Here is an 18,954-nt window from a genome sequence, read left to right as displayed (position 1 = left end):
GCCCCTCCCGGTGGACGGCGTCCGGGCGGCCTGCGGGATCATGGCGGCCGCTGCCCCGCCCCGCCCGCGAAGGACCACCGTGAAGAGACCGTTCGGCCCGCTGACCTACACCTCCGCGGAGTGCGCCGAGGAGTCCGAGGCGTTCGCCGCCACCGCGAGCGGCGGTGAGCGGCTCGATGCGCTCGTCGACGCGGCGGTGTACTGGACCGACGCGGGGTCCTGCGCCCGGGCGTTGGCCCTGCTCGACGAGGTGGCGGCGGCCCGCACCGGGGGCCTCGCCGCCGAGGACGACCCCGGGCTGGACCGGATGCCGGCGCTGTACGCCTTCACCCTCCACACCGCGGGCCGCGGCGAGGAAGCCCGGGACGCCTTCACCGCCGCCGAGGCCTACGCCCGCGGCTCCGGTGACTGGTACGCCTTCGAGGACCTCGCCGACCACTTGGCCGGGGCCGGGCAGGACGAACGGGCCGTCCGGCACTGGACCACCGCGCTCGACCTGCTGCTCCCGGAGGCCGCCGACCCGCCGGCCGCCCGGGACCACGGCGCCCAGGAACACGGCGGCTGGGACCACGCCGCCCGGGAGCGCGCCGTCCACCGGATCCGCGCCGAGCGCCGCGGGGCCCGCGCCCGGCTCGGCCTCCCCTCCGACGCGCACGACCTCGCCCCGTCGCCCGGGCCCCGGCGCGGACTGTTCGACCGGCTGCTCAGGCGCGGCAGTTGACGGGCGGTGGCCCGGAGCGGGTGCTCCGGGCCACCGTACGGAGTGCGGGTCAGTACTGGGTGGTGATGGTCACCCCGCTGAAATCGGTCTGGGCGTAGAGGCTGATGTAGCGGTAGCCGGCCGTGGTGTTGGTGACGGTCAGGCTCTGGTTGGTGGTGCCGTTGGTGGTCGAGCCGGTGGTGTAGGCGCTCGGGGTGGCCCAGGTGTCGGGGTTGTAGAGCAGGTACGCGGTGCCGGTGCCGCCGGAGCTGGACACCTTCAGCGTGGTGGTGCCGGCCGGCAGGTAGATGTAGTAGTAGGCCAGGTTGCCGGCGGTGGCGGACTGGTTGGTGCGGGAGCAGTTCTTGTCCAGCACCCGGGAGTCGGCGGCGGTGCAGCCGCTGAGGCTGCCGACGGTGACGGACTGGGTGACGGTGTTGGTCTTCCCGTTGCCGTCGGTCACCGTGAGGCTGACGTCGTAGCTGCCGGCCGCGGTGTAGCTGTGGGCGGGGTTGCGGCTGGTGGAGGTGGCGCCGTCGCCGAAGTTCCAGGCCCAGGAGGCGATGGAGCCGCCGGACTCGGTCGACTGGTCGGTGAACTGGACGGCCAGGCCGGTCGGGGCGGCGCTGAACGCGGCGGTCGGGGCGCCGCCGACCTCGCAGGCGCCGGCGGCGCAGGCGTCCAGCCAGGCGTTGAACTCGGCGTCGTAGGCGGTGCCGATCGAGTTGTAGGTCGCGTAGCCGCCGGTGTAGTCACCGGTGCGGAAGTGGCCCAGCATGTTCTGGATGACGTCCGGGTGCTTCTCGGCCATGAAGCGGACGGCCAGGTAGCCCCACGGGTAGGTGCGGGTGGTGTCGCTGTTGTCGTAGGTGTTCTGGAAGAGCGTGCTGAGCGCGTAGGTGTGCTTGGGCGCCTCGGCCATCGCCCCGGTGTCGGTGACGTTCCGGTAGCTGTAGGACACGTACTCGGCGACGCCCTCGATCCACCAGACGTCCGGTACGGATATCTGCTGGTTGAAGTCGCCCTTCATGTCGAGGCGGCCGTCGAGGGCGTGGGTGTACTCGTGGTTGAGGTTCCAGACGCCCGCGGTGAAGCCGTCGTCGCCGTTCTGGTAGGTCAGCGAGATCGGCTGGTTGCCGGGGGCGGTCGGGTCGCCGATCAGGGTGATGCCGCCGTTGTTGGTGCTGACGCCGTAGATGCCGCCCGCGTAGGTCTGGTAGTCCTGCGGGGAGGCGAACACCACCATCTGCAGCGAGTTCTCGTACTGGCCGGCGATCGGGCCGCTGTCCTTGACCAGCTTGTGGAAGAACGGGTCCTGGTTCTGCAGGCTGGCGCAGACGGCGGCCAGGTCGGCGGCGGTGAGGCTCTGCGCCAGGAGGGTGTGGGTGGCGTCGCAGGTGTGGCTGACCGGCAGGGCGGCGGCCTTGAGCTGGTCCGGCAGGTTGCAGACGCCGTAGTAGGAGCAGTTCGCCTTGTCGTAGAAGGCGGCCATGCCGGCGACGCCGACCCAGAGCGACGCGGTGGGGCCGGTGATCGAGGAGACGTCCATCAGGCCCTTGATCAGCGGGCGGACGGTGCCGACCAGGGCGGGGTGCTCGATGTACCGGGCCGTCTCCAGGCCCGCGTTGGAGGCCAGGAAGGAGTTGGTGCCGCCGAGCATGCTCCGGTGGTCGAGCGCGAAGCGGTCGAGGGTGTTGATGATGCCCGGGTCGGCGGTGACGGCCGCGACGTAGTCGGCGTTCTGGTGGCCGCGGAAGATCGGGGTGTACACGCTGTTGGCGAAGTTCACCATGTACCAGGACGCGTCCCACGAGCTGGTGTACGCGTTCAGCACCCGCTGGTAGGTGCCGAGGTAGTGGGCCTGGAGGTTGGCGCTGTCGGTGAGGATCATCGCCTGGCCCGCGACCTGGCCGTTGCCGTCGTTGACGTCCAGGAAGTGCGGGCTCGCCACCAGGGCGTCCAGCGCGGCCTGGACGGCGCCGGTGAGCGTCGCGTCGTAGCTGCCGACGTCGCCCGGGCGGTAGTACTGCACGTAGTAGCCGGCCTGGAGGAAGTAGCCCAGCTGGTAGATGCCGGTGGAGTTGTCACCGGTGTACGAGGCGGCGGCGCTCCTGAGCCCGTTGGCGACCGCGAGCATCTGGCTCTGCTGGAACACCCCGTGGGCGTCGCCGCCGGTGAGGCGGAAGAGCGAGCTGATGCAGTCGACGGACGAGCCCTGGATGAAGGCCACCAGGTCGGAGCCGCTCCGGCCGCTGAAGTCGGCGGGGGTGCAGGAGGTGGCGGCCAGGGCCTTGGCGAGCTTGGGAGCCGGGGCCTTGGGCGCTGCCGACTGCGGTGAGCGGGGCGGGAGTTGGGCGGGGGCGAGGCGGCCGGCCTGGGTCTGGGCGTGGGTGTCGAGACCGAAGGCGGTGCCGGTGGGGGGCGTCCCGTCGGGGTGGGTGGAACGGGTGGCCTGCCCGGGGGCCTGAGCGGCGGCGGGACTCGCCTGGGCACCGGCCTGCGCCGTGGGGGCGGCGAGGCTCGGGGCGGCGGCGAGGCCGGTGAGGGCGGTGCTCGCGGCGGCGAGCACCGCGAGCGCACGGGGTAGCCGGAGTCGGTGACGCATCGTCACTCCTTGCTGGGGGGTGTGGGGGTGGGCCTCGGGCAGCTGCTGCCGAGGCCGTCGCCTGGCACCGTGCCACGGTTGCCGCACCACAATCAATAGGGTGTGACATGTCACTTTGATTCGTGCACCCGAGCTTCGGACGCGAAGCACAGGAGCCGGTGGAACGGCTGACAGCGGCGGTTCGCGAGGCCCTGTGAGGACCCTTGCGATGACATATAACCTGTGACATTGTTCTGACCCTGATTCCGGTGACAGGTCACACGTCAACTCCCCCTCAGCCTCGTGGCCGACGCCGCGTCACCTCCCCCACCTCAGGACAAGGACACCGCAGTGCGTCTGCGCCAATCCCTTCCGCTCCTGGTGGCCGCCGCTCTCGCCGGCCCCGCCACCCTGCTCCCGACCCCGGCCCTCGCCGCCTCCCCGGCGCCGGTCGCCGCTGCGGCCCCCGCCTCGACCTCGGCGGTCCCGGGCCGGGCCCCGGCCGCGCCGAAGCCGTTCGGCGCCGAGACGGCCGCCCCGTCCGCCTCCGAGCAGCTCGGCCGCACGGCCGCCCCGCTCCCGGCGGACCAGCTCGGCCAGGCCCTCCAGCCGACCGGCACGGCCGTCCGGACCGCCCCGCAGCCGAAGTCCGCCGCCGCGGCCCAGCACGCGCTGACCGCCCAGGCGCCCGCCGCGGCCGGCTGCGCGCCCTCGGACTTCGGCAGCCGCAGCGGCGCCGGCCTGGTCTCCTTCGTCCAGGCCTCGACCACGGACTGCGTCAGCACGCTGTTCAACGTCACCGGCAGCGACGCGGCCGCCGTCTTCAAGCAGTCGCAGATGCTCGCCGTCGCCAACGCCTTCAAGGCCCAGGCCGCGAACTACTCCGGCGACAACTCCGCCAACCTCCTGCAGCTGGTGCTCTTCCTGCGGGCCGGCTACTACGTCCAGTCCAACAACGCGGGCACCGTCGGGCCCTACGACGCCTCGCTCACCGGCGCCGTCAAGGGCGGCCTCGACGCCTTCTTCGCGGGCTCGCACTGGAAGGACGTCAGCGACGCCAACGGCACCGTGCTCAACGAGGTGCTGGTCCTCACCGACAGCGCCAACATCCAGGGCCAGTACCTGAAGGTCTACCAGCAGGTCCTGAACGGCTACGACAACGGCTACAACGCCTTCCCGAAGATGGTGAAGGCCGTCAACGCCGTGCTGTACGCGCCGTTGTGGCGGGCCAACTGGAACCCGGACTACGTCAGCGCGATCGGCGCCGACCCGAGCGTGATCACCGCGCTGGCGAACTTCGCGCAGAAGCACAAGGACCTGCTCGGCACCGCCAACCAGTTCCTCGACGTCAACGCCGGCAACGACCTCGCCCGCACCGCCGGCGACGGCGGCTCCGTCGCGGCCTTCACCCGCCCGCTGGTCAAGCAGCTCCTCGACAGCACCCCGGTCACCGGCAGCACCGGCCCGCTGTACGTGTACACCGCGTACAACGCCAACCAGTACGACAGCACGCAGTGCTCCACCTACGGCACCTGCGACCTCCCCGGCAAGCTCACCGCCGCCGTGCTGCCCAACACCCTCGTCTGCGACAACCGCACCATCCGCACCGAGGACCTCACCCCCGCCGAGCTGGCCACCGTCTGCGCGAGCCTGCGCGGCGAGGACACCTTCTTCCACAACCTGGTCAAGGACGACGGCCCGATACCCGGCCAGTACGGCAAGAGCATCACCCTCGCCGTCTTCGCCAACCGGGACGACTACCTGACCTACTCCTGGGCGATCTACAACAACTCCACCGACAACGGCGGCCAGACCGTCATGGACGTCACCGACCCCAACAACAAGCCCGTGTCGGTGATGTACAAGAAGTCCTACATCGACGGCTTCCCGGCCAACGTGTGGAACCTCAACCACGAGTACACCCACTACCTCGACAACATCTACGACATGAAGGGCAACTTCGGCACCGAGATCTCCGTCCCGGACATCTGGTGGATCGAGGGCGTCGCCGAGTACGAGTCGTACACCTACCGCGGCACCACCGACACCCAGGCGATGGCCGAGGCCGCCACGCACCGGTACAAGCTGAGCACCGTCTTCCAGAACACCTACGACAACTCGGACACGGTGCGCACCTACCCGTGGGGCTACCTGGCCGTGCGGTACATGGTCGAGAAGCACCCGGACGTCATCCAGAACATGCTCGGCCACTTCCGCACCGGCGACTACCAGGGCGGCTACGCCGTCTACAACGGCCTCGGCACCTCCTACGACGCCGACTTCGACACCTGGCTGAACGCCTGCGCCGCCGGCGCCTGCTACGCGGACGGCCCGACCGCGCTCTTCGACCAGTCGGTCAACGGCGCCACCGTCACCCTCACCGACAAGTCCGTGGAGATCAACTCCCCGGCCTCGCTTGCTTCCTGGCACTGGACCTTCGGTGACGGCAGCAGCTCCGAGGACCGCAACCCGGTCCACACCTACGCGGCCGCCGGCACCTACACCGTCAACCTGACCGTGACCGACAGCGCCGGCAAGTCCACCAGCACCCCGACCTCGGTCACCGTCACCACCGGCGGCACCACCACCCTGCCGACCTGCACCGACCCGCGCACCGACGCCCTCGGCCAGAACTGCTCCCGGCCGAACCAGGCCCGCACCGCCGGGAACCTGGACTACTTCTACGTCTACCTGCCGGCCGGCACCAGCACCTTGAAGGTCTCCACCTCCGGCGGCACCGGCACGGCGGCCCTGTACTACAACGCCGACACCTGGGCCTCCCCCAGCGCCCACACGGCCGCCTCCACCAACCCGGGCACCACCCAGAGCCTGACCGTCACCAACCCGGCGGCCGGCTACCGGTACGTCAGCCTGTACGCCACCACCGACTTCAGCGGGGTGACGGTCAGCACCCAGTTCTGAGCCGGTACTTCGGCGAACCGCCCGAGCGGCGCACCCCTCACCGGGGGTGCGCCGCTCGGGCCGTCGGCGTCGGTCCTCAGACCGCGTAGCGCTTCGGGTCGAACAGGTGGAGGTGCTCGGCCACCCAGGCCGAGGTCTTGGCCAGCCCCTCCTCCAGCGGGACCTCCGGCCGCCAGCCCGACCAGGTACGGGCCCGGGAGTTGTCGGACAGCAGCCGGTGCACTTCGCTGCCGGCCGGGCGCAGCCGGGCCGGGTCGACCGTGATCTCGACGTCGGTACGGCCGGAGGCGGCGATCAGCGCACCCGCCAGGTCGCCGATCGAGACCTCGTGCCCGGTCCCGAGGTTCACCGCCTCGCCGACCGCGCGGTCGCAGTCGGCCAGGGCGAGGAAGCCCTCGGCGGTGTCCGTGACGTAGGTGAAGTCCCGGGTCGGGGTCAGCGAGCCCATCCGCAGCTCCCGTACCCCGGAGTGGAGTTGGGCGAGGATCGCGGGGATCACGGCGCGGGCGGACTGGCGCGGGCCGTAGGTGTTGAACGGCCGGACCACGGTGACCGGCAGGTCGAAGGCGTGGTGGAAGCTCAGCGCCATCATGTCGGCCCCGATCTTCGAGGCGGAGTACGGGGACTGGGGCTGCAACGGGTGGTCCTCGCCGATCGGCGCGCGCAGCGCCGTTCCGTAGACCTCGCTGGTCGAGGTGTGCAGGACGCGCCGCACGCCGTGCCGCCGCGCCGCCTCCAGGACGTTCTGGGTGCCGACGACGTTGGTGTGCACGTAGGCGCCCGGGGAGTCGTAGCTGTACGGGATCCCGATCAGCGCCGCCAGGTGGAACACCGTGTCGCAGCCCGCCACGGCGTCCGAGACCCGGCCCGCGTCGCGGACGTCGCCGGCCAGCATCTCGACCCGGTCGCTGCCCAAGTGGGCGGCGAGGTAGCCGCGTTCGGCGTACGGCTTGTAGTGGACCAGGGCGCGGACCCGGGCGCCGCGGGCGACGAGCAGGTCGACCAGGGTCGAGCCGATGAAGCCTTCGCCGCCGGTGACCAGGACGGTGCGGTCGGCCCAGGCGGTGGTGGTGTCGGTGGTGGCGCCGACGGTGGTCATGCCGGTGGTGGTGGCGGTCATTCGGCGAGCTCCGTTTCGATGGTGCGGATCGGGGTCGGGTTCGGGATCGGGGCCGGCATCCCGGCCGGGCCGCCGGAGCGGCCGGCCAGGCGGCGGACCCAGTCGGCCAGCAGGTCGGCGGCCCGCGCGTGGGTCCCCCCGGTGGCGGCGGCGCCCATGGCGGCCAGCCAGGAGGGGTCGGCCAGCAGCGGGTCGAGCACGGCGGCCAGGGAGTCCGCGTCGGTGGACTCGTCGCGCAGGATCCGCGCCGCCCCCGCGTCGGCGAGCACCTTGGCGTTGTGGAACTGGTGGTCGCCGGGCGCGTGCGGGTACGGCACCAGCACGGCGGGCACCCGGACGGTGGCGAGCTCGGCCACGGTCGCCGCCCCGGCCCGGCAGACCACGACGTCACTGGCGGCGTAGGCGAGGTCCATCCGGTCCAGGTACGGCACCGCCTCGGCGACGGCGTCCCCGCCGACGGCGGCGAGCCGCAGCCGGGTGTCGTCCAGGGCCTGCGGGCCGGTCTTGATCAGCAGCCGGACGTCCGTCCGGCCGCGCCAGCGTTCGGCCAGGCCGAGCGCGGCCTCGGTCAGCCGGCGCGCGCCGAGGCTGCCGCCGTTGAACAGCACCAGCCGCGCGCCGGGCGGAACACCCAGCCGGTGGCGGGCCTCGGCACGCTCGGCCTGCCGGTCCAGCCGGGCGACCGCACCGGTGAGCGGCATGCCGACGGTGACCGCCCGGTGCCGGCGCGCCTTCGGCAGGTGCTCCCTGGTCTCGTCGAAGGCGAGCGCGATCTGCGGGGTCAGCCGCGCGGCGAAGGCGTTGGCCCGTCCCGGTACGGCGTTCGACTCATGGATCAGGCTGGGCAGTCCGGCCATCCGGGCGGCCAGCACGGCCGGCGCGGAGGCGTACCCGCCCATCCCCACCACGACCTGCGCCCGCTGCTCCTCGACCGCCCGCTGCGCCTGCTTGGCGGCGCGGACCAGGTCCGCCGGCAGCAGGAAGCGCCGGGCACCGAGCGAGGGGTCGAAGGGAATCATGTCGACCGTGTGCAGCCGGTAGCCCGCCTCGGGGATCAGCCGGGTCTCCAGACCCCGCGTGGTGCCCACGAACGAGATCACGGCGTCGGGGTCGGTCTTCCGCAGGGCCTCCGCCAAGGCCAGGCCCGGGTAGATGTGGCCGCCGGTGCCGCCGGCACCGATCACGACCGAGAGTGGTGTGTCCATGGCTCACCACCGTGGCGGGCCGGCCTAAGAGGCCTTTAAGAGAATGCGCGCCTTCGCCCGCTATCTTTCGGTATGCCCCGAACGGGCAGGGGTCGTACGAGGAGCGGAGGGTCGGCGGTGCGGATTCTGGTGGCGGACGATGACCAGGAGGTGCGGGAGGCCGTGGCCGACGGACTGACCGTCGAGGGCTACGAGGTGGTCACCGCGGTCGACGGGCACGACGCCCTGGCAAAGATCGCCTCCCACGAGCCCGACGCGGTCGTCCTCGACGTGATGATGCCGGTCCTCGACGGCCTCGCCGTCTGCCGCCAGCTGCGGGCCCTGCACGACCGCACCCCGGTCCTGGTGCTGACCGCGCGGGACAACATCGACGACCGCGTCGACGGGCTGGACGCCGGCGCCGACGACTACCTCGTCAAGCCCTTCGCGCTGGCGGAGCTCACCGCCCGGCTGCGCGCACTGCTGCGCCGCGCCGCCCTCGACGCGCCCGGCGCCGAGGCCGACGCCGAACTGCGCTACGCCGACCTCGTCCTGGACCCGCGGACCCGCACCGGGCACCGCGGCTCCCGCCGGCTGGAGTTCAGCCGCACCGAGGCGACCCTGCTGGAACTGCTGCTGCGGCACGCCGGGCAGGTGCTCACCCGCGAGACCCTGCTGGAGCGGGTCTGGGGGCAGGACTTCGGCCCCGAGTCCAACTCCCTCGCTGTGTACGTCGGTTACCTGCGCCGCAAGCTGGAGGCGGGCGGCGAACCGCGCCTGGTGCACACCGTGCACGGCGTCGGCTACCGACTGGCCGCGGGCTCGTGACCCTCCGCGTCCGGCTCGCGGTGGCGACCGCCCTGGCCGTCGCCACCGTCGCCCTCGGCCTCAGCTGGGCCGCCTTCGCGGTGATCCGCTACGAACTGACCCACCAGCTGGAGCTGGAGCTCACCCAGGCCGCCACCGTCGCCGTCCAGCAGCAGGGCAACGAACCGCCGGGCGTGCTCTCCGGGCAGTGCCGCTACCTGGCCGCCCCGGCCTGCACCCAGGTCGTCCCGGCCGACCCGGCCCGCGACCCCCGCACGGCCGTCGCCCCGTACCTGTTCCCGGTCACCCCGGCCGTGCGCGAGGTCGCCGCCGGGCGGCGCTCCGCCTATTTCAGCACCGCCACCGTCGCCGGCTTCCCGGCCCGGATGCTGGTCACGCCGTTCCGGGGCGGCACCGCGCTCCAGGTCGTACTGCGCTCGGACGGCGTGGACCGCGCCGTACGGCAGTCCGCGGCCGCGTTCGCCGGGCTCGGCGGCGCCGGGGTGCTGGCGGCCGGGTTCCTCGGCTGGTGGGCCTCCCGGACCGGCCTGCGCCCGGTGACCCGGCTCACCGCCACGGTCGAACGGATCACCGCCACCGGCGACCCCCACCACCGGATCACCTCCCACGCGGCCACCGGCCGCCGCCGGGACGAGGTCACCCGGCTCGGCGAGAGCTTCGACACCATGCTCGACGCGCTGGAACGCTCGGTCACCGCCCAGCGCCGACTGGTCTCCGACGCCTCGCACGAGCTGCGCACCCCACTCACGGCGCTGCGCACCAACGCCGAACTGCTGGCCCGCGGCGACCGCCTCACCGACGCCCAGCGCGAACGGGCCGCCACCGCGCTGGGGCGGCAGCTGCGCGAGGTCACCGGCATGGTCAACGACCTGGTCGAACTCGCCCGGGACGAGGAGCCCCAGGCCCTGGTCGAGCGGTTCCGCCTGCTGCCGCTGGTCGAACACGCCGTCACCTCGGCGCGCGGGCACTGGCCGGGCCAGGAGTTCACCCTCACCGTCGGACCGGGCGCCGACGGGGCGGTCGTGCCGGGCGTCCCCGCCCGGCTGGTGCGGCTGCTGGGGAACCTGCTCGACAACGCCGCCAAGTTCGGCGCCGGACGCGGGCCGGTGGAGGTCCGGGTGGCCCTGGCCGGCGACGGCGCCGACACCCTGGAGGTGTCCGTCCGCGACCACGGCCCGGGCATCGCCGCCGAGGACCTCCCGTACGTCTTCGACCGCTTCTACCGCTCCGACACCGCCCGCCGCCTCCCCGGCTCCGGCCTCGGCCTCGCCATGGCCCGCCAGATCGCCCGCGCCCACGGCGCCGACCTCATCGCCCGCGAGGTCCCGCCGCACCACGGCACCGGCGCCTGCTTCGTCCTCACCGGCCTGCCGGTCGGCCCCTGAGGCGGGCAGGCCGGGTCAGAACCTGCTGGTGTCGAGGTCCACCTCGAAGGGCTCAGGAAGCCTCACCGGCACACCGAACGGGTGCGGGCCCTCCACCCGGGTGTAGCCCAACTCCCCTGGCTGGGAGAACAGCGTGCAGGCTCCCTCCTGACGGTCCACCAACAGATAGAGCGGAGCACCAAACTGCGCGTAACGACGGCGCTTCACAGTCCGGTCGGTGTCAGCGTTCGACGGCGAGGTCACCTCGACAACCAGCAGCGTCTGGTCCGGCAGCAGGGCACCCTCCGACTCGAAGAGCTCCTCCGGCAGGACGGCCATGTCAGGCAGGTAGAAATTCTGCGTGCCCGGCAGATCGAGATTGCCTGAACCCGCCAACAAGCCCAACTCATCCATTCGGCGGCCGAGCTGCTTGCCGATCAGGGCGGTGGCGCGCTCATGCGCCCAGGACGGCGACACGGGGGTGATGACTCCCTCGATGATCTCGACGCGTTCACCCGCAATGTGCTGAATCGCGTACTTCAGAGCCTGCTCCGGGTTCGGCACATGGCTGTAGTCGCCAGGACCGATCTGCGCTGTGCTCACTTGCTGTTCTCCTCTCCGGCGCTGGTTTCCGCGCTCGGGGGCTGCCCAGCGGAAACACTACAGAGCGTTCCGGCCTTCACCCCGCCGCGTCACCAGTTCGAGTGAACCGGTTTCGGACGATCCCTGGCCAGATGACTAAGCGCTTGCTTAGAATCGGCACCTGTCCTCTTCCGCCGTGCGAGTACGCCCCCAGGAGTCGTCATGACCGACGTCAACCGTCAGATCCGCCTTGCCCGTCGACCGGTCGGGGAGGTGCGGCCGGAGGACTGGGCGTACGGGGAGGAGCCGGTGGGGGTGCCCGGGGACGGGGAGTTCCTGGGGCGGGCGCGGTACGTGTCGCTGGACCCGGCGATGCGCGGGTGGCTGGACGACCGGCCGTCGTACCTGCCGCCGGTGGGGCTGGGCGAGGTGATGCGGGCCGGGGCAGTGGCCGAGGTGGTCGCGTCCAACCACCCGAAGTTCCGGGTCGGCGACCACGTGGTGGGCTCCTTCGGGGTCCAGGACTACGCGGTGTCGGACGGCAAGGGGGTGGTCAAGGTCGATCCCGCGCTGGCCCCGCTGTCCACCTACCTCGGGGCGCTCGGGATGCCCGGGATGACCGCCTACTTCGGGCTGCTGGAGGTCGGCGCGCTCAAGGAGGGCGAGACCGTGGTGGTCTCCGGCGCGGCCGGGGCGGTCGGCACGATGGTCGGGCAGATCGCCAAGGTGAAGGGCTGCCGGGTGGTCGGGATCGCCGGCGGGCCGGAGAAGTGCGCGCTGCTGACCGAGGAGCTCGGCTTCGACGCGGCCGTCGACTACCGCGCCGAGGACGTCCGCAAGGCCCTGCGCACCCACGCCCCGGACGGCATCGACGTCTACTTCGACAACGTCGGCGGCCCGATCCTGGACGCCGCGCTGACCAGGCTGGCGATGCACGCCCGGGTGGTGGTCTGCGGCGCGATCAGCCAGTACAACAACGAGGACTCGGTGCAGGGCCCGTCCAACTACCTGTCGCTGCTGGTGCGGCGGGCCCGGATGGAGGGCTTCGTGGTGTTCGACTACGCCCGCCGGTACGCGGAGGCGGCGGCCGAGATCGCGGGCTGGATCGGCGAGGGCCGGATCAAGGTGCAGGAGCACCTGGTCGAGGGCACGGTCGCGGACTTCCCGGCGACCCTCGGGATGCTCTTCCGCGGGGAGAACACCGGCAAGCTGGTGCTGGGCCTGTCCTGAACCGCGGACGCCGGAGGCGCCCCGGCTGCCTCAGCCGCCGAGCAGGGCCGCCCGCTCGGCGCGGAGCCAGCGGCGCTCGGCCGCCATCTCGGCCGCGTCGCCGCGGGCGAGGAAGGCCGCCCACGGCTGCTCGCCGCGCCCGCCGAGCCGCTCGATCCGCGCGGCCTCCCGGGCCTGGAGCGCGTCCAGGGCGTCGAGCACCGCCTCCGGCCGCTCGCCGTAGGCGGTGCACACCGCGGCCAGGCGTTCCCGCAGCACCCCCGGCCCGCTGACGGCGGCCCGCCGCTGCTGTTCGGTGGAGCGCAACGGCACGGCGTACCAGGCGAGTTGGGCGAGGTCGTCGACGGCGTGGCCGGGCGCCGCGAAGTCCCAGTCGATGAAGCCGGCCAGGTGGTCGCCGTCCCAGACGGCGTTCCACGGGCCGAGGTCGCCGTGCCGGATGACCAGGCCTGGCCGCCATTCCTGTTCCGCGCCCTGCCAACGTGCGCCGGCGGGCGGCCGGAAGTCCCGGACGGCGTCGTGGTAGGCGCGCAGCCAGCGCCCGAGGGCGTGGACGCCCGTGGTGGACCGCAGGACGGCAGGCCAGGGTGCGAAGGCGGGTTCGCCGTGCAGCAGCGAGAGCACCTCCTCGCCGCCCTCGACGGCGATCGGCCGTGGGGCCCGCGTGAAGCCCGCCGCCTCCAGGTGGGCCAGCAGCGCGTGCACCGCGGGCGTCCACGCGCCGACCGGCCGGCGGATGGTGTCCCCGATCCGCCGCACCGTGGTCACGCTGCCCCGGTCCGTTGCTCCGTCCTCGATCACCGGGGCAGCGTAGCCGTCCCCGCAGGTCGGCGTCGCGCGGGTTTCCCGCCGGGGAGGCGTCCGGGCGGCCGAGCACTCAGGCCGACCGCAGCGTGGCGGTGGCGATCTCCAGGAAGTCGCGCAGCGGCGTGCCCCGCCGGTCGGCCGGGTCGGCCGGGACGGCCAGGCAGGTCTCGACTCCGGGGACGTCGGTGACGGTCCGGTGGACGAGGTCGGGGCGGGCGTAGGAGCGCACCACGCTGAGCGGCAGCAGGCCGATGCCGTGCCCGGAGGCGATCAGTTCGAACTTCTCCTCCAGCGTGGCCGTCCGCCGGAGCGGTGCGTCGAGCATCCGCTCGCCGGCGAGGTCGGCGGTGGTGAGTTCGGCGCGGGCGGCCAGCGGGTGCGTCGCGGGCAGGCAGGCGACCCGGGGCTCGTGGCCGATCGGGATGGTGCGCAGCCCCGAGTCGTCGAACGGCCGCCGCAGGTAGGCCACTTGGCAGCGGCCGTCGCGCAGCGGCGCGTCCGGCTCCCACCAGCGCGCCGGGACGAGGTCGGTCTCGACGTCCGGGTGCCGCAGCGCGAACGCGCGGATCGCCTCCGACACGTGGAGGCCGGGCGAGAAGGCGACGACGAGCCGCCGGGTGCCCCGGTCGGCGTCGTGGACGCGCTGCACCGCCGCGGCGACGGCCGCGAGGATCCCCCGTGCCTCCTCCTGGAGCTGTCGGCCAGCCGGGGTCAGTTCCACGCTGCGCGTGGTCCGGACCAGCAGGGTGCACTCCAACTCCTGCTCGATGGCCCGGATCTGACGACTGAGGACGGGTTGGGTGATGTAGAGCTGTTCCGCCGCCCGGCCGAAGTGCCGGTGTTCGGCGACCGCCGCGAAGTAGCGGAGCTTGCGCAGGTCGAGATCCATGCCTGGAAGGTATCAATGCCCCAGGAAGGGTATTGGACGCCGCAGTTGACCGGCCCGAGACTCGACACATGATCGTCATCACCACTCCCACCGGCCAGATCGGCGGCCGGCTCCTCGACCTCCTGCTCGACGGGCCGCACGCCTTCACCGAGGAACTGCGCGTCGTCGTGCGCGACCCGGCGCGCCTGCCGGAGGCCGTCCGGGCCCGCGTCGACGTCGTCGCCGGCTCCCACGACGACCCCGAGGTCGTCGACCGCGCCTTCACCGGCGCGCACGCCGTCTTCTGGGTCGTCCCGCCCACCCCGCAGGCACCGAGCCTGGACGCCGTCTACTCCGGGTTCACCCGGGCCGCCGCCGAGGCCCTCACCGCCCACGGCGTCCGGCACGTCGTCGGCGTCTCCGCGCTCGGCCGCGGCACCCCCGTCGCCCACCGCGCCGGGCACGTCACGGCCTCGCTGGCCATGGACGACCTCCTCGCGGGCACCGGCGCGGCCTACCGGGCGCTCGCCAACCCCTCCTTCATGGACAACCTGCTGGAGCAGACCGCCTCGATCCGGGACCGCGGCGTGTACACCTCCACCGTCGCCGCCGACCGCCCGGCGCCGCTGGCGGCCACCCGGGACATCGCCGCGGCCGCCGCCGACCTGCTGCTCGACCGCTCCTGGACGGGCACCGGCGAAGTCCCGGTGCTGGGCCCCGAGGACCTCTCCGCGAACGACATGGCGCGCATCATGTCCGAGGTCCTCGGCCGCCCCGTCCGCTACGAGCGCCAGTCGCTGGACGACTTCCGCGCCTCGCTCCCCGGGCACGGGTTCAGCCCGGCCCTCGTGGAGGGGTACGTCGACATGATGCGGGCCAAGGACGACGGCCTGGACGCCGGGGTCGAGCGCACCCCGCGGAGCGCGAGCCCGACGACCTTCCGCCAGTGGTGCGAGGAGGTGCTCAAGCCGGCCGTACCGGCCTGACCGTCAGGCCCCGGGCGGGCGACACGCCCGGGGCCCGGGCGTCGCCCGCCCGGAGGCCGCGGATTCCGGCAGGGACGGAATCGCGGCGGCGCGGGTTTCCCGGGCCGGGCGGCGGTCGGGCAGGGTGGGGGTCCGACCGTCCCCCGATGGGGGTTCGACCGCCCCCCGACCCGAGAGAGCGTCATGATCTTCATCACCGTGAAGTTCCCCGTCCGCCCCGAGCTCAGCGCCCAGTGGCTCGACATCGTCGCCGAGTTCACCGAGGCCACCCGGGCCGAGCCGGGGAACCTGTTCTTCGACTGGTCCCGCAGCGTGGACGACCCGGACGAGTACGTGCTCGTGGAGGGGTTCCGGGACGGCGAGGCCGGGCGGGCGCACGTCGAGTCGGCGCACTTCCGCAAGGCCATGGGGACGCTGTCCGGTGCGGTCGCCGCCAAGCCCCGGATCATCAGCGTCGACCTCCCCGACCGCGAGGGCTGGGACCTCATGGGCGAGATCACCCCGCGCGAGGCCTGAGCCCGGACGCCGAGCGGGGGCCGGACCGGGGGCCGGTGGCCTCCCCCGGCCCGGCCCCCGGCACACTGGACGGGTCACGCCGCACCAGCAGGAGCGGCACCAGCACGAGGAGCACCCCGTCATGGCCGGGCAGACCGGGCCGCGCGCCGCCGACCGCACCCTGGAGGTGCTGGAACTCGTCGCGGGGTCACCCTCGCCCGTCCCGGCCAAGGCCCTCGCCCGCAGCCTCGGCTGCGCCCTGTCGACGGCCTACGCCCTCCTCGCCCCGCTCACCGAGCGCGGCTACCTGGTGCGCACCGACGGCGGCTACGCCCTCGGCTACCAGGTCTCCGCCCTGCACCGCGCGTTCCAGCGGCAGATGGGCCTGACCGACGGCATCGACGACCTGCTCGCCCGGATGCGGCAGGCCACCCGCGCGTCCGCGAACTACGTCGCCTACCAGGGCGACGGGCTGGTGATCGCCGACGTGCGCACCGTCGCCGCCGACGGTGACCAGCGGCCCGAGCTCACCGTCGGCGTCGACCCGCGCTCCCACGCCTACGCCCACGGCAAGATCGCCCTGGCCGCCGCCGGCCCGGCCGCCCGCCGCCGCTACCTGGAGCAGCCCGGCCTGCGCCGGTTCACCCCGCGCACCATCGCCTCGGTCGACCGGCTCGACGAGGAGCTGCGCCGGATCCGCCGCACCGGCGTCGCCCTGGACGTCGAGGAGGCCCGTACCGGCCTGGCCTGCCTGGCCGCGCCCGTGCTCGGCGCGGACGGCGCCGTGATCGGGAGCGTCTCGCTGGCCGTCCGCCCCGAGGACCTGCGCGCCCGCCGCCACCAGCTGATCGCCGCCGTCAAGCAGGCCGCCCGGGAGGCGTCCCCGGCGCACCCGTCCTGACGCCCGGGGGCCCCGCCGTCAGGAGGGACCGGGCACCAGCGGGGCGATGACGTGCTGGGTCGGGTTCGTCCCGTTGTCGTCGTCGTTGTCGTCGGTGTTGACCGAGGCGGTGACGGAGCTGGTCGCCCAGGAGACCACGCCGAGGATCAGGAAGAGCACCACCAGGCCGCGCCCGCCGCCGCTCAGCACCAGCGGGCGGGTGGCCGAGACCCGCTCGGGCTCGCTGCCCGGCTCCTCGCCGAACAGGCGCTTGGGGTAGGCGGAGGTGAGCATCACCAGGTAGGCGGTGTAGCGCAGCTGGTAGCGCAGGATCGCGGTCGTCGCCTCGTAGAGCGGCTGCGGCATCCGGCCGAGGACCAGCACCACCAGCCAGATGATGAACGAGACCATCCACCAGCCCGCGTGCAGCAGGCCCTGCACGATGGAGGCGGGGATGACCAGGATGATCCGGAACAACACGGCCAGCCGGTTCAGTTCACCGGGCCGCAGGCCGACCTGCACCGGGTACTCGGGGGCGCTGAACCGGAACGGCGGGTAGCGGTCCACGGTGAGCATCAGATAGGCGGTGACCCTCGCCTCGTACGGGACGAAGGAGCTGAGGTAGGTCGCCGCGAAGTCGGGCAGCCGGCCGAGGACCAGCGCGCAGAACCAGCCGACCACGGTGACCACGAACGCCACCAGGGACAGCACCCACAGCACCACGAACTGAGGGATCAGCAGCAGCAGGCGCAGCAGCACCGTCCAGCGGTTCTGCTCGGCGGGCGCCGGCATGTCCAGGACGGGAAGCCACTCACGGCTGACGGGGGCGGGGGGAGCCTGCCACATCCGGGCCTCCACGATCTCGGAACGACGGGGACCCGGCAGTCGTGCACCGCCGGGTCCCTCCGAAGATCGCAGTCCGCCGCCCGCCCCGCGCGCCACGCTGCGCCGGACGGGTCACGCCGCACCCCGGCGCCGTACGGGGGCAATCCCCACCGTTCGTACACCTGGTGTCCGGATGGTCCAGTGGATCTTGGAAAGGGGAGGCTGAGGGGGCAGACGGAAGTCCTACCTCCGAGGAGAGCCCCGATGTTCAACGGGAAGTCCAGCAAGCGTCGTACGGCCCGCGCCGCGACCGTGGCCGCGGTCGCCCTCGGCTGCGCGGTCGCGACGGCCGGCAGTGCCGGGGCGATCGTCAACGGGACGGCCGCCCCGCAGCGCTACCCGTTCATGGCCTCCGTCCCGGTGTCGGCACCGGGCCTGGACGACGGGGTCTGCGGCGCCTCGCTGATCGACCGCCAGTGGGTGCTGACGGCCGCCCACTGCGTCGACCCGAACCTGGTGAAGCCTGCGGGCACCGTGCGCATCGGCAGCGCGGAGCGCAGGTCCGGCGGCACCGTCCGCGCGATCGCCGGCACGGTCACCCACCCCGGGTACCGGCAGGGAGGCAACGCCGGACCCAACCAGAACGACGTCGCGCTGATCCGGCTGGACCGCCCCGTCAAGGAACGGCCGATCCCGATCGCCGGGCGGCCCGGCGACCCCGGCACCCCGACCCGGCTGCTCGGCTTCGGCACCGTCGTCGACACCGGCGACCTCGGCGGCCTGCGCTTCCCCGACCGCCTCCAGCAGTTGGAGACCCGCCGGGCGGGCGAGGCCGAGTGCGACCCGGGCTACGCGGGCCCCACCCGGCTGTGCACCGTCAGCCTGGTCCCCCGGGCGATGGCCTGCTTCGGCGACTCCGGCGGGCCGCAGCTCCAGCGCGGCCGGGGCGGGCGCTGGGAGCTCGTCGGCGTCACCTCCGGCCCCGGCGTCGGCGGGCACGTGCCGTGCTCCGCCGGCCCCGGCCTCTACAGCAGCGCGCCCGCCTACGCGGAGTGGATCCGCGCGACGATCCGCGCGAACGGCTGAACGCCCGCCCGGTGACGGGGTGACCGGCCCGGGGCGGACCCGGGCCGGTGACCCCGTCACACGGCGCCGGTCAGTAGAACAGGTCCGGGCTGAGCTGGTAGTCGTAGTTGGAGCCGCCGTTCCAGTAGAGGCGCACCTCGGCCTTGTAGTCGTGGCCCGGACTCGGGTTGCTCAGGGTGTAGCTGAAGCTGTACGGGCCGGTGTGGCAGCCGAAGCTGGTGTCCAGCGCCCTGCCGCCGGTGGTGTAGTCCCAGAGGATCACCTCCTCGGTGCAGTTGCCGTTGCCGAAGTTGGTGTTGGCCGTCGCCGTGACCTGGCCGTTCCCCGCGCTCACACACGCCTGTTCCCAGTCGGGGCCGCCGCAGCCGCCACCGCTGGACGCCGCGGCGGTCCCGGTGCCCGCCAGCGCGAGGCCGGCGGCCAACGCCGTGCCGACCAGGGCGATCGCCGTCTTCCTGACTCCGTTGCCGAACATGACGGTCCTGCCTCTCAG

At 73.1% G+C, this 18,954-nt stretch carries 17 protein-coding genes; 9 read left to right on the top strand and 8 right to left on the bottom strand.

What is annotated here, in order from left to right; all coding sequences use genetic code 11:
* Positions 1-79: 79 nt before the first annotated feature.
* On the top strand, positions 80-721 hold the full coding sequence (locus ACFY2K_RS07240) for a hypothetical protein (protein WP_387710066.1): 642 nt from the start codon (positions 80-82) through the stop codon (positions 719-721).
* 49 nt (positions 722-770) lie between these two features.
* On the opposite strand, the gene ACFY2K_RS07235 is transcribed toward ACFY2K_RS07240, so the two are convergent.
* On the bottom strand, positions 771-3,305 hold the full coding sequence (locus ACFY2K_RS07235) for a collagenase (protein WP_387710064.1): 2,535 nt from the start codon (positions 3,303-3,305) through the stop codon (positions 771-773).
* Between the two features lie 330 nt (positions 3,306-3,635).
* Between ACFY2K_RS07235 and ACFY2K_RS07230 the strand changes: the two genes are divergently transcribed.
* Positions 3,636-6,206, top strand: a complete 2,571-nt coding sequence (locus tag ACFY2K_RS07230; RefSeq protein ID WP_387710062.1) for a collagenase — start codon at positions 3,636-3,638, stop codon at positions 6,204-6,206.
* A 76-nt stretch (positions 6,207-6,282) separates the two neighbouring features.
* Here ACFY2K_RS07230 and ACFY2K_RS07225 read toward each other — a convergent pair whose 3' ends face one another.
* Together ACFY2K_RS07225 and murG are read right to left on the bottom strand one after the other, a co-directional pair.
* Positions 6,283-7,326, bottom strand: a complete 1,044-nt coding sequence (locus ACFY2K_RS07225; RefSeq protein ID WP_380530506.1) for a GDP-mannose 4,6-dehydratase — start codon at positions 7,324-7,326, stop codon at positions 6,283-6,285.
* Complete coding sequence (gene murG / locus ACFY2K_RS07220; RefSeq protein ID WP_387710060.1) at positions 7,323-8,531, bottom strand: undecaprenyldiphospho-muramoylpentapeptide beta-N-acetylglucosaminyltransferase; 1,209 nt, start codon at positions 8,529-8,531, stop codon at positions 7,323-7,325. The genes ACFY2K_RS07225 and murG overlap by 4 nt, the downstream gene beginning before the upstream one ends.
* Before the next feature lie 72 nt (positions 8,532-8,603).
* On the opposite strand from murG, the gene ACFY2K_RS07215 reads away from it, so the two are divergent.
* Positions 8,604-9,338: a response regulator transcription factor gene (locus ACFY2K_RS07215; RefSeq protein ID WP_380530500.1), complete on the top strand. Its 735-nt coding sequence runs from the start codon at positions 8,604-8,606 to the stop codon at positions 9,336-9,338.
* On the top strand, positions 9,335-10,723 hold the full coding sequence (locus tag ACFY2K_RS07210; protein WP_380591905.1) for a sensor histidine kinase: 1,389 nt from the start codon (positions 9,335-9,337) through the stop codon (positions 10,721-10,723). Before ACFY2K_RS07215 ends, ACFY2K_RS07210 begins: the two co-directional genes overlap by 4 nt.
* A gap of 15 nt (positions 10,724-10,738) precedes the next feature.
* Here the strand turns inward: ACFY2K_RS07210 and ACFY2K_RS07205 are convergent, their stop codons facing one another.
* Positions 10,739-11,305, bottom strand: coding sequence for a Uma2 family endonuclease (locus tag ACFY2K_RS07205; protein ID WP_380530494.1), 567 nt, complete (start codon positions 11,303-11,305; stop codon positions 10,739-10,741).
* A gap of 201 nt (positions 11,306-11,506) precedes the next feature.
* Between ACFY2K_RS07205 and ACFY2K_RS07200 the strand changes: the two genes are divergently transcribed.
* Positions 11,507-12,514 (top strand): NADP-dependent oxidoreductase, encoded by a 1,008-nt coding sequence (locus tag ACFY2K_RS07200; protein WP_380591903.1) that lies wholly within the window; start codon positions 11,507-11,509, stop codon positions 12,512-12,514.
* A gap of 30 nt (positions 12,515-12,544) precedes the next feature.
* Here the strand turns inward: ACFY2K_RS07200 and ACFY2K_RS07195 are convergent, their stop codons facing one another.
* Both ACFY2K_RS07195 and ACFY2K_RS07190 read right to left on the bottom strand, forming a co-directional pair.
* Positions 12,545-13,315 carry a phosphotransferase gene (locus ACFY2K_RS07195; protein ID WP_387710057.1) on the bottom strand — a complete coding sequence of 257 codons (771 nt, stop codon included), beginning with the start codon at positions 13,313-13,315 and terminating at the stop codon, positions 12,545-12,547.
* A 76-nt stretch (positions 13,316-13,391) separates the two neighbouring features.
* Positions 13,392-14,210, bottom strand: coding sequence for a LysR family transcriptional regulator (locus tag ACFY2K_RS07190; RefSeq protein WP_380530485.1), 819 nt, complete (start codon positions 14,208-14,210; stop codon positions 13,392-13,394).
* 68 nt (positions 14,211-14,278) lie between these two features.
* Between ACFY2K_RS07190 and ACFY2K_RS07185 the strand changes: the two genes are divergently transcribed.
* The 3 genes from ACFY2K_RS07185 to ACFY2K_RS07175 all read left to right on the top strand — a co-directional run bounded on the left by ACFY2K_RS07185 (position 14,279) and on the right by ACFY2K_RS07175 (position 16,571).
* Positions 14,279-15,175: an NAD(P)H-binding protein gene (locus ACFY2K_RS07185; RefSeq protein ID WP_380643860.1), complete on the top strand. Its 897-nt coding sequence runs from the start codon at positions 14,279-14,281 to the stop codon at positions 15,173-15,175.
* 183 nt (positions 15,176-15,358) lie between these two features.
* On the top strand, positions 15,359-15,691 hold the full coding sequence (locus tag ACFY2K_RS07180) for a putative quinol monooxygenase (protein ID WP_380530509.1): 333 nt from the start codon (positions 15,359-15,361) through the stop codon (positions 15,689-15,691).
* Positions 15,692-15,812: 121 nt separating this feature from the next.
* The gene (locus ACFY2K_RS07175) at positions 15,813-16,571 is read left to right on the top strand and encodes an IclR family transcriptional regulator (protein ID WP_380530482.1); all 759 of its coding nucleotides are present in this window, start codon (positions 15,813-15,815) and stop codon (positions 16,569-16,571) included.
* Positions 16,572-16,589: 18 nt separating this feature from the next.
* Here ACFY2K_RS07175 and ACFY2K_RS07170 read toward each other — a convergent pair whose 3' ends face one another.
* On the bottom strand, positions 16,590-17,396 hold the full coding sequence (locus ACFY2K_RS07170; RefSeq protein WP_380530479.1) for a DUF4389 domain-containing protein: 807 nt from the start codon (positions 17,394-17,396) through the stop codon (positions 16,590-16,592).
* A gap of 243 nt (positions 17,397-17,639) precedes the next feature.
* Here ACFY2K_RS07170 and ACFY2K_RS07165 point away from each other — a divergent pair, with 243 nt between their 5' ends.
* Positions 17,640-18,461 carry a S1 family peptidase gene (locus ACFY2K_RS07165; protein ID WP_380530476.1) on the top strand — a complete coding sequence of 274 codons (822 nt, stop codon included), beginning with the start codon at positions 17,640-17,642 and terminating at the stop codon, positions 18,459-18,461.
* A 70-nt stretch (positions 18,462-18,531) separates the two neighbouring features.
* Here the strand turns inward: ACFY2K_RS07165 and ACFY2K_RS07160 are convergent, their stop codons facing one another.
* Positions 18,532-18,936, bottom strand: a complete 405-nt coding sequence (locus tag ACFY2K_RS07160) for a hypothetical protein (protein WP_380530473.1) — start codon at positions 18,934-18,936, stop codon at positions 18,532-18,534.
* Between the last annotated feature and the right edge of the window lie 18 nt (positions 18,937-18,954).

The organism is Kitasatospora sp. NPDC001309 (assembly GCF_042896295.1).
Classification (GTDB): domain Bacteria; phylum Actinomycetota; class Actinomycetes; order Streptomycetales; family Streptomycetaceae; genus Kitasatospora.
This window is presented reverse-complemented; position numbering and strand designations above follow the sequence as displayed.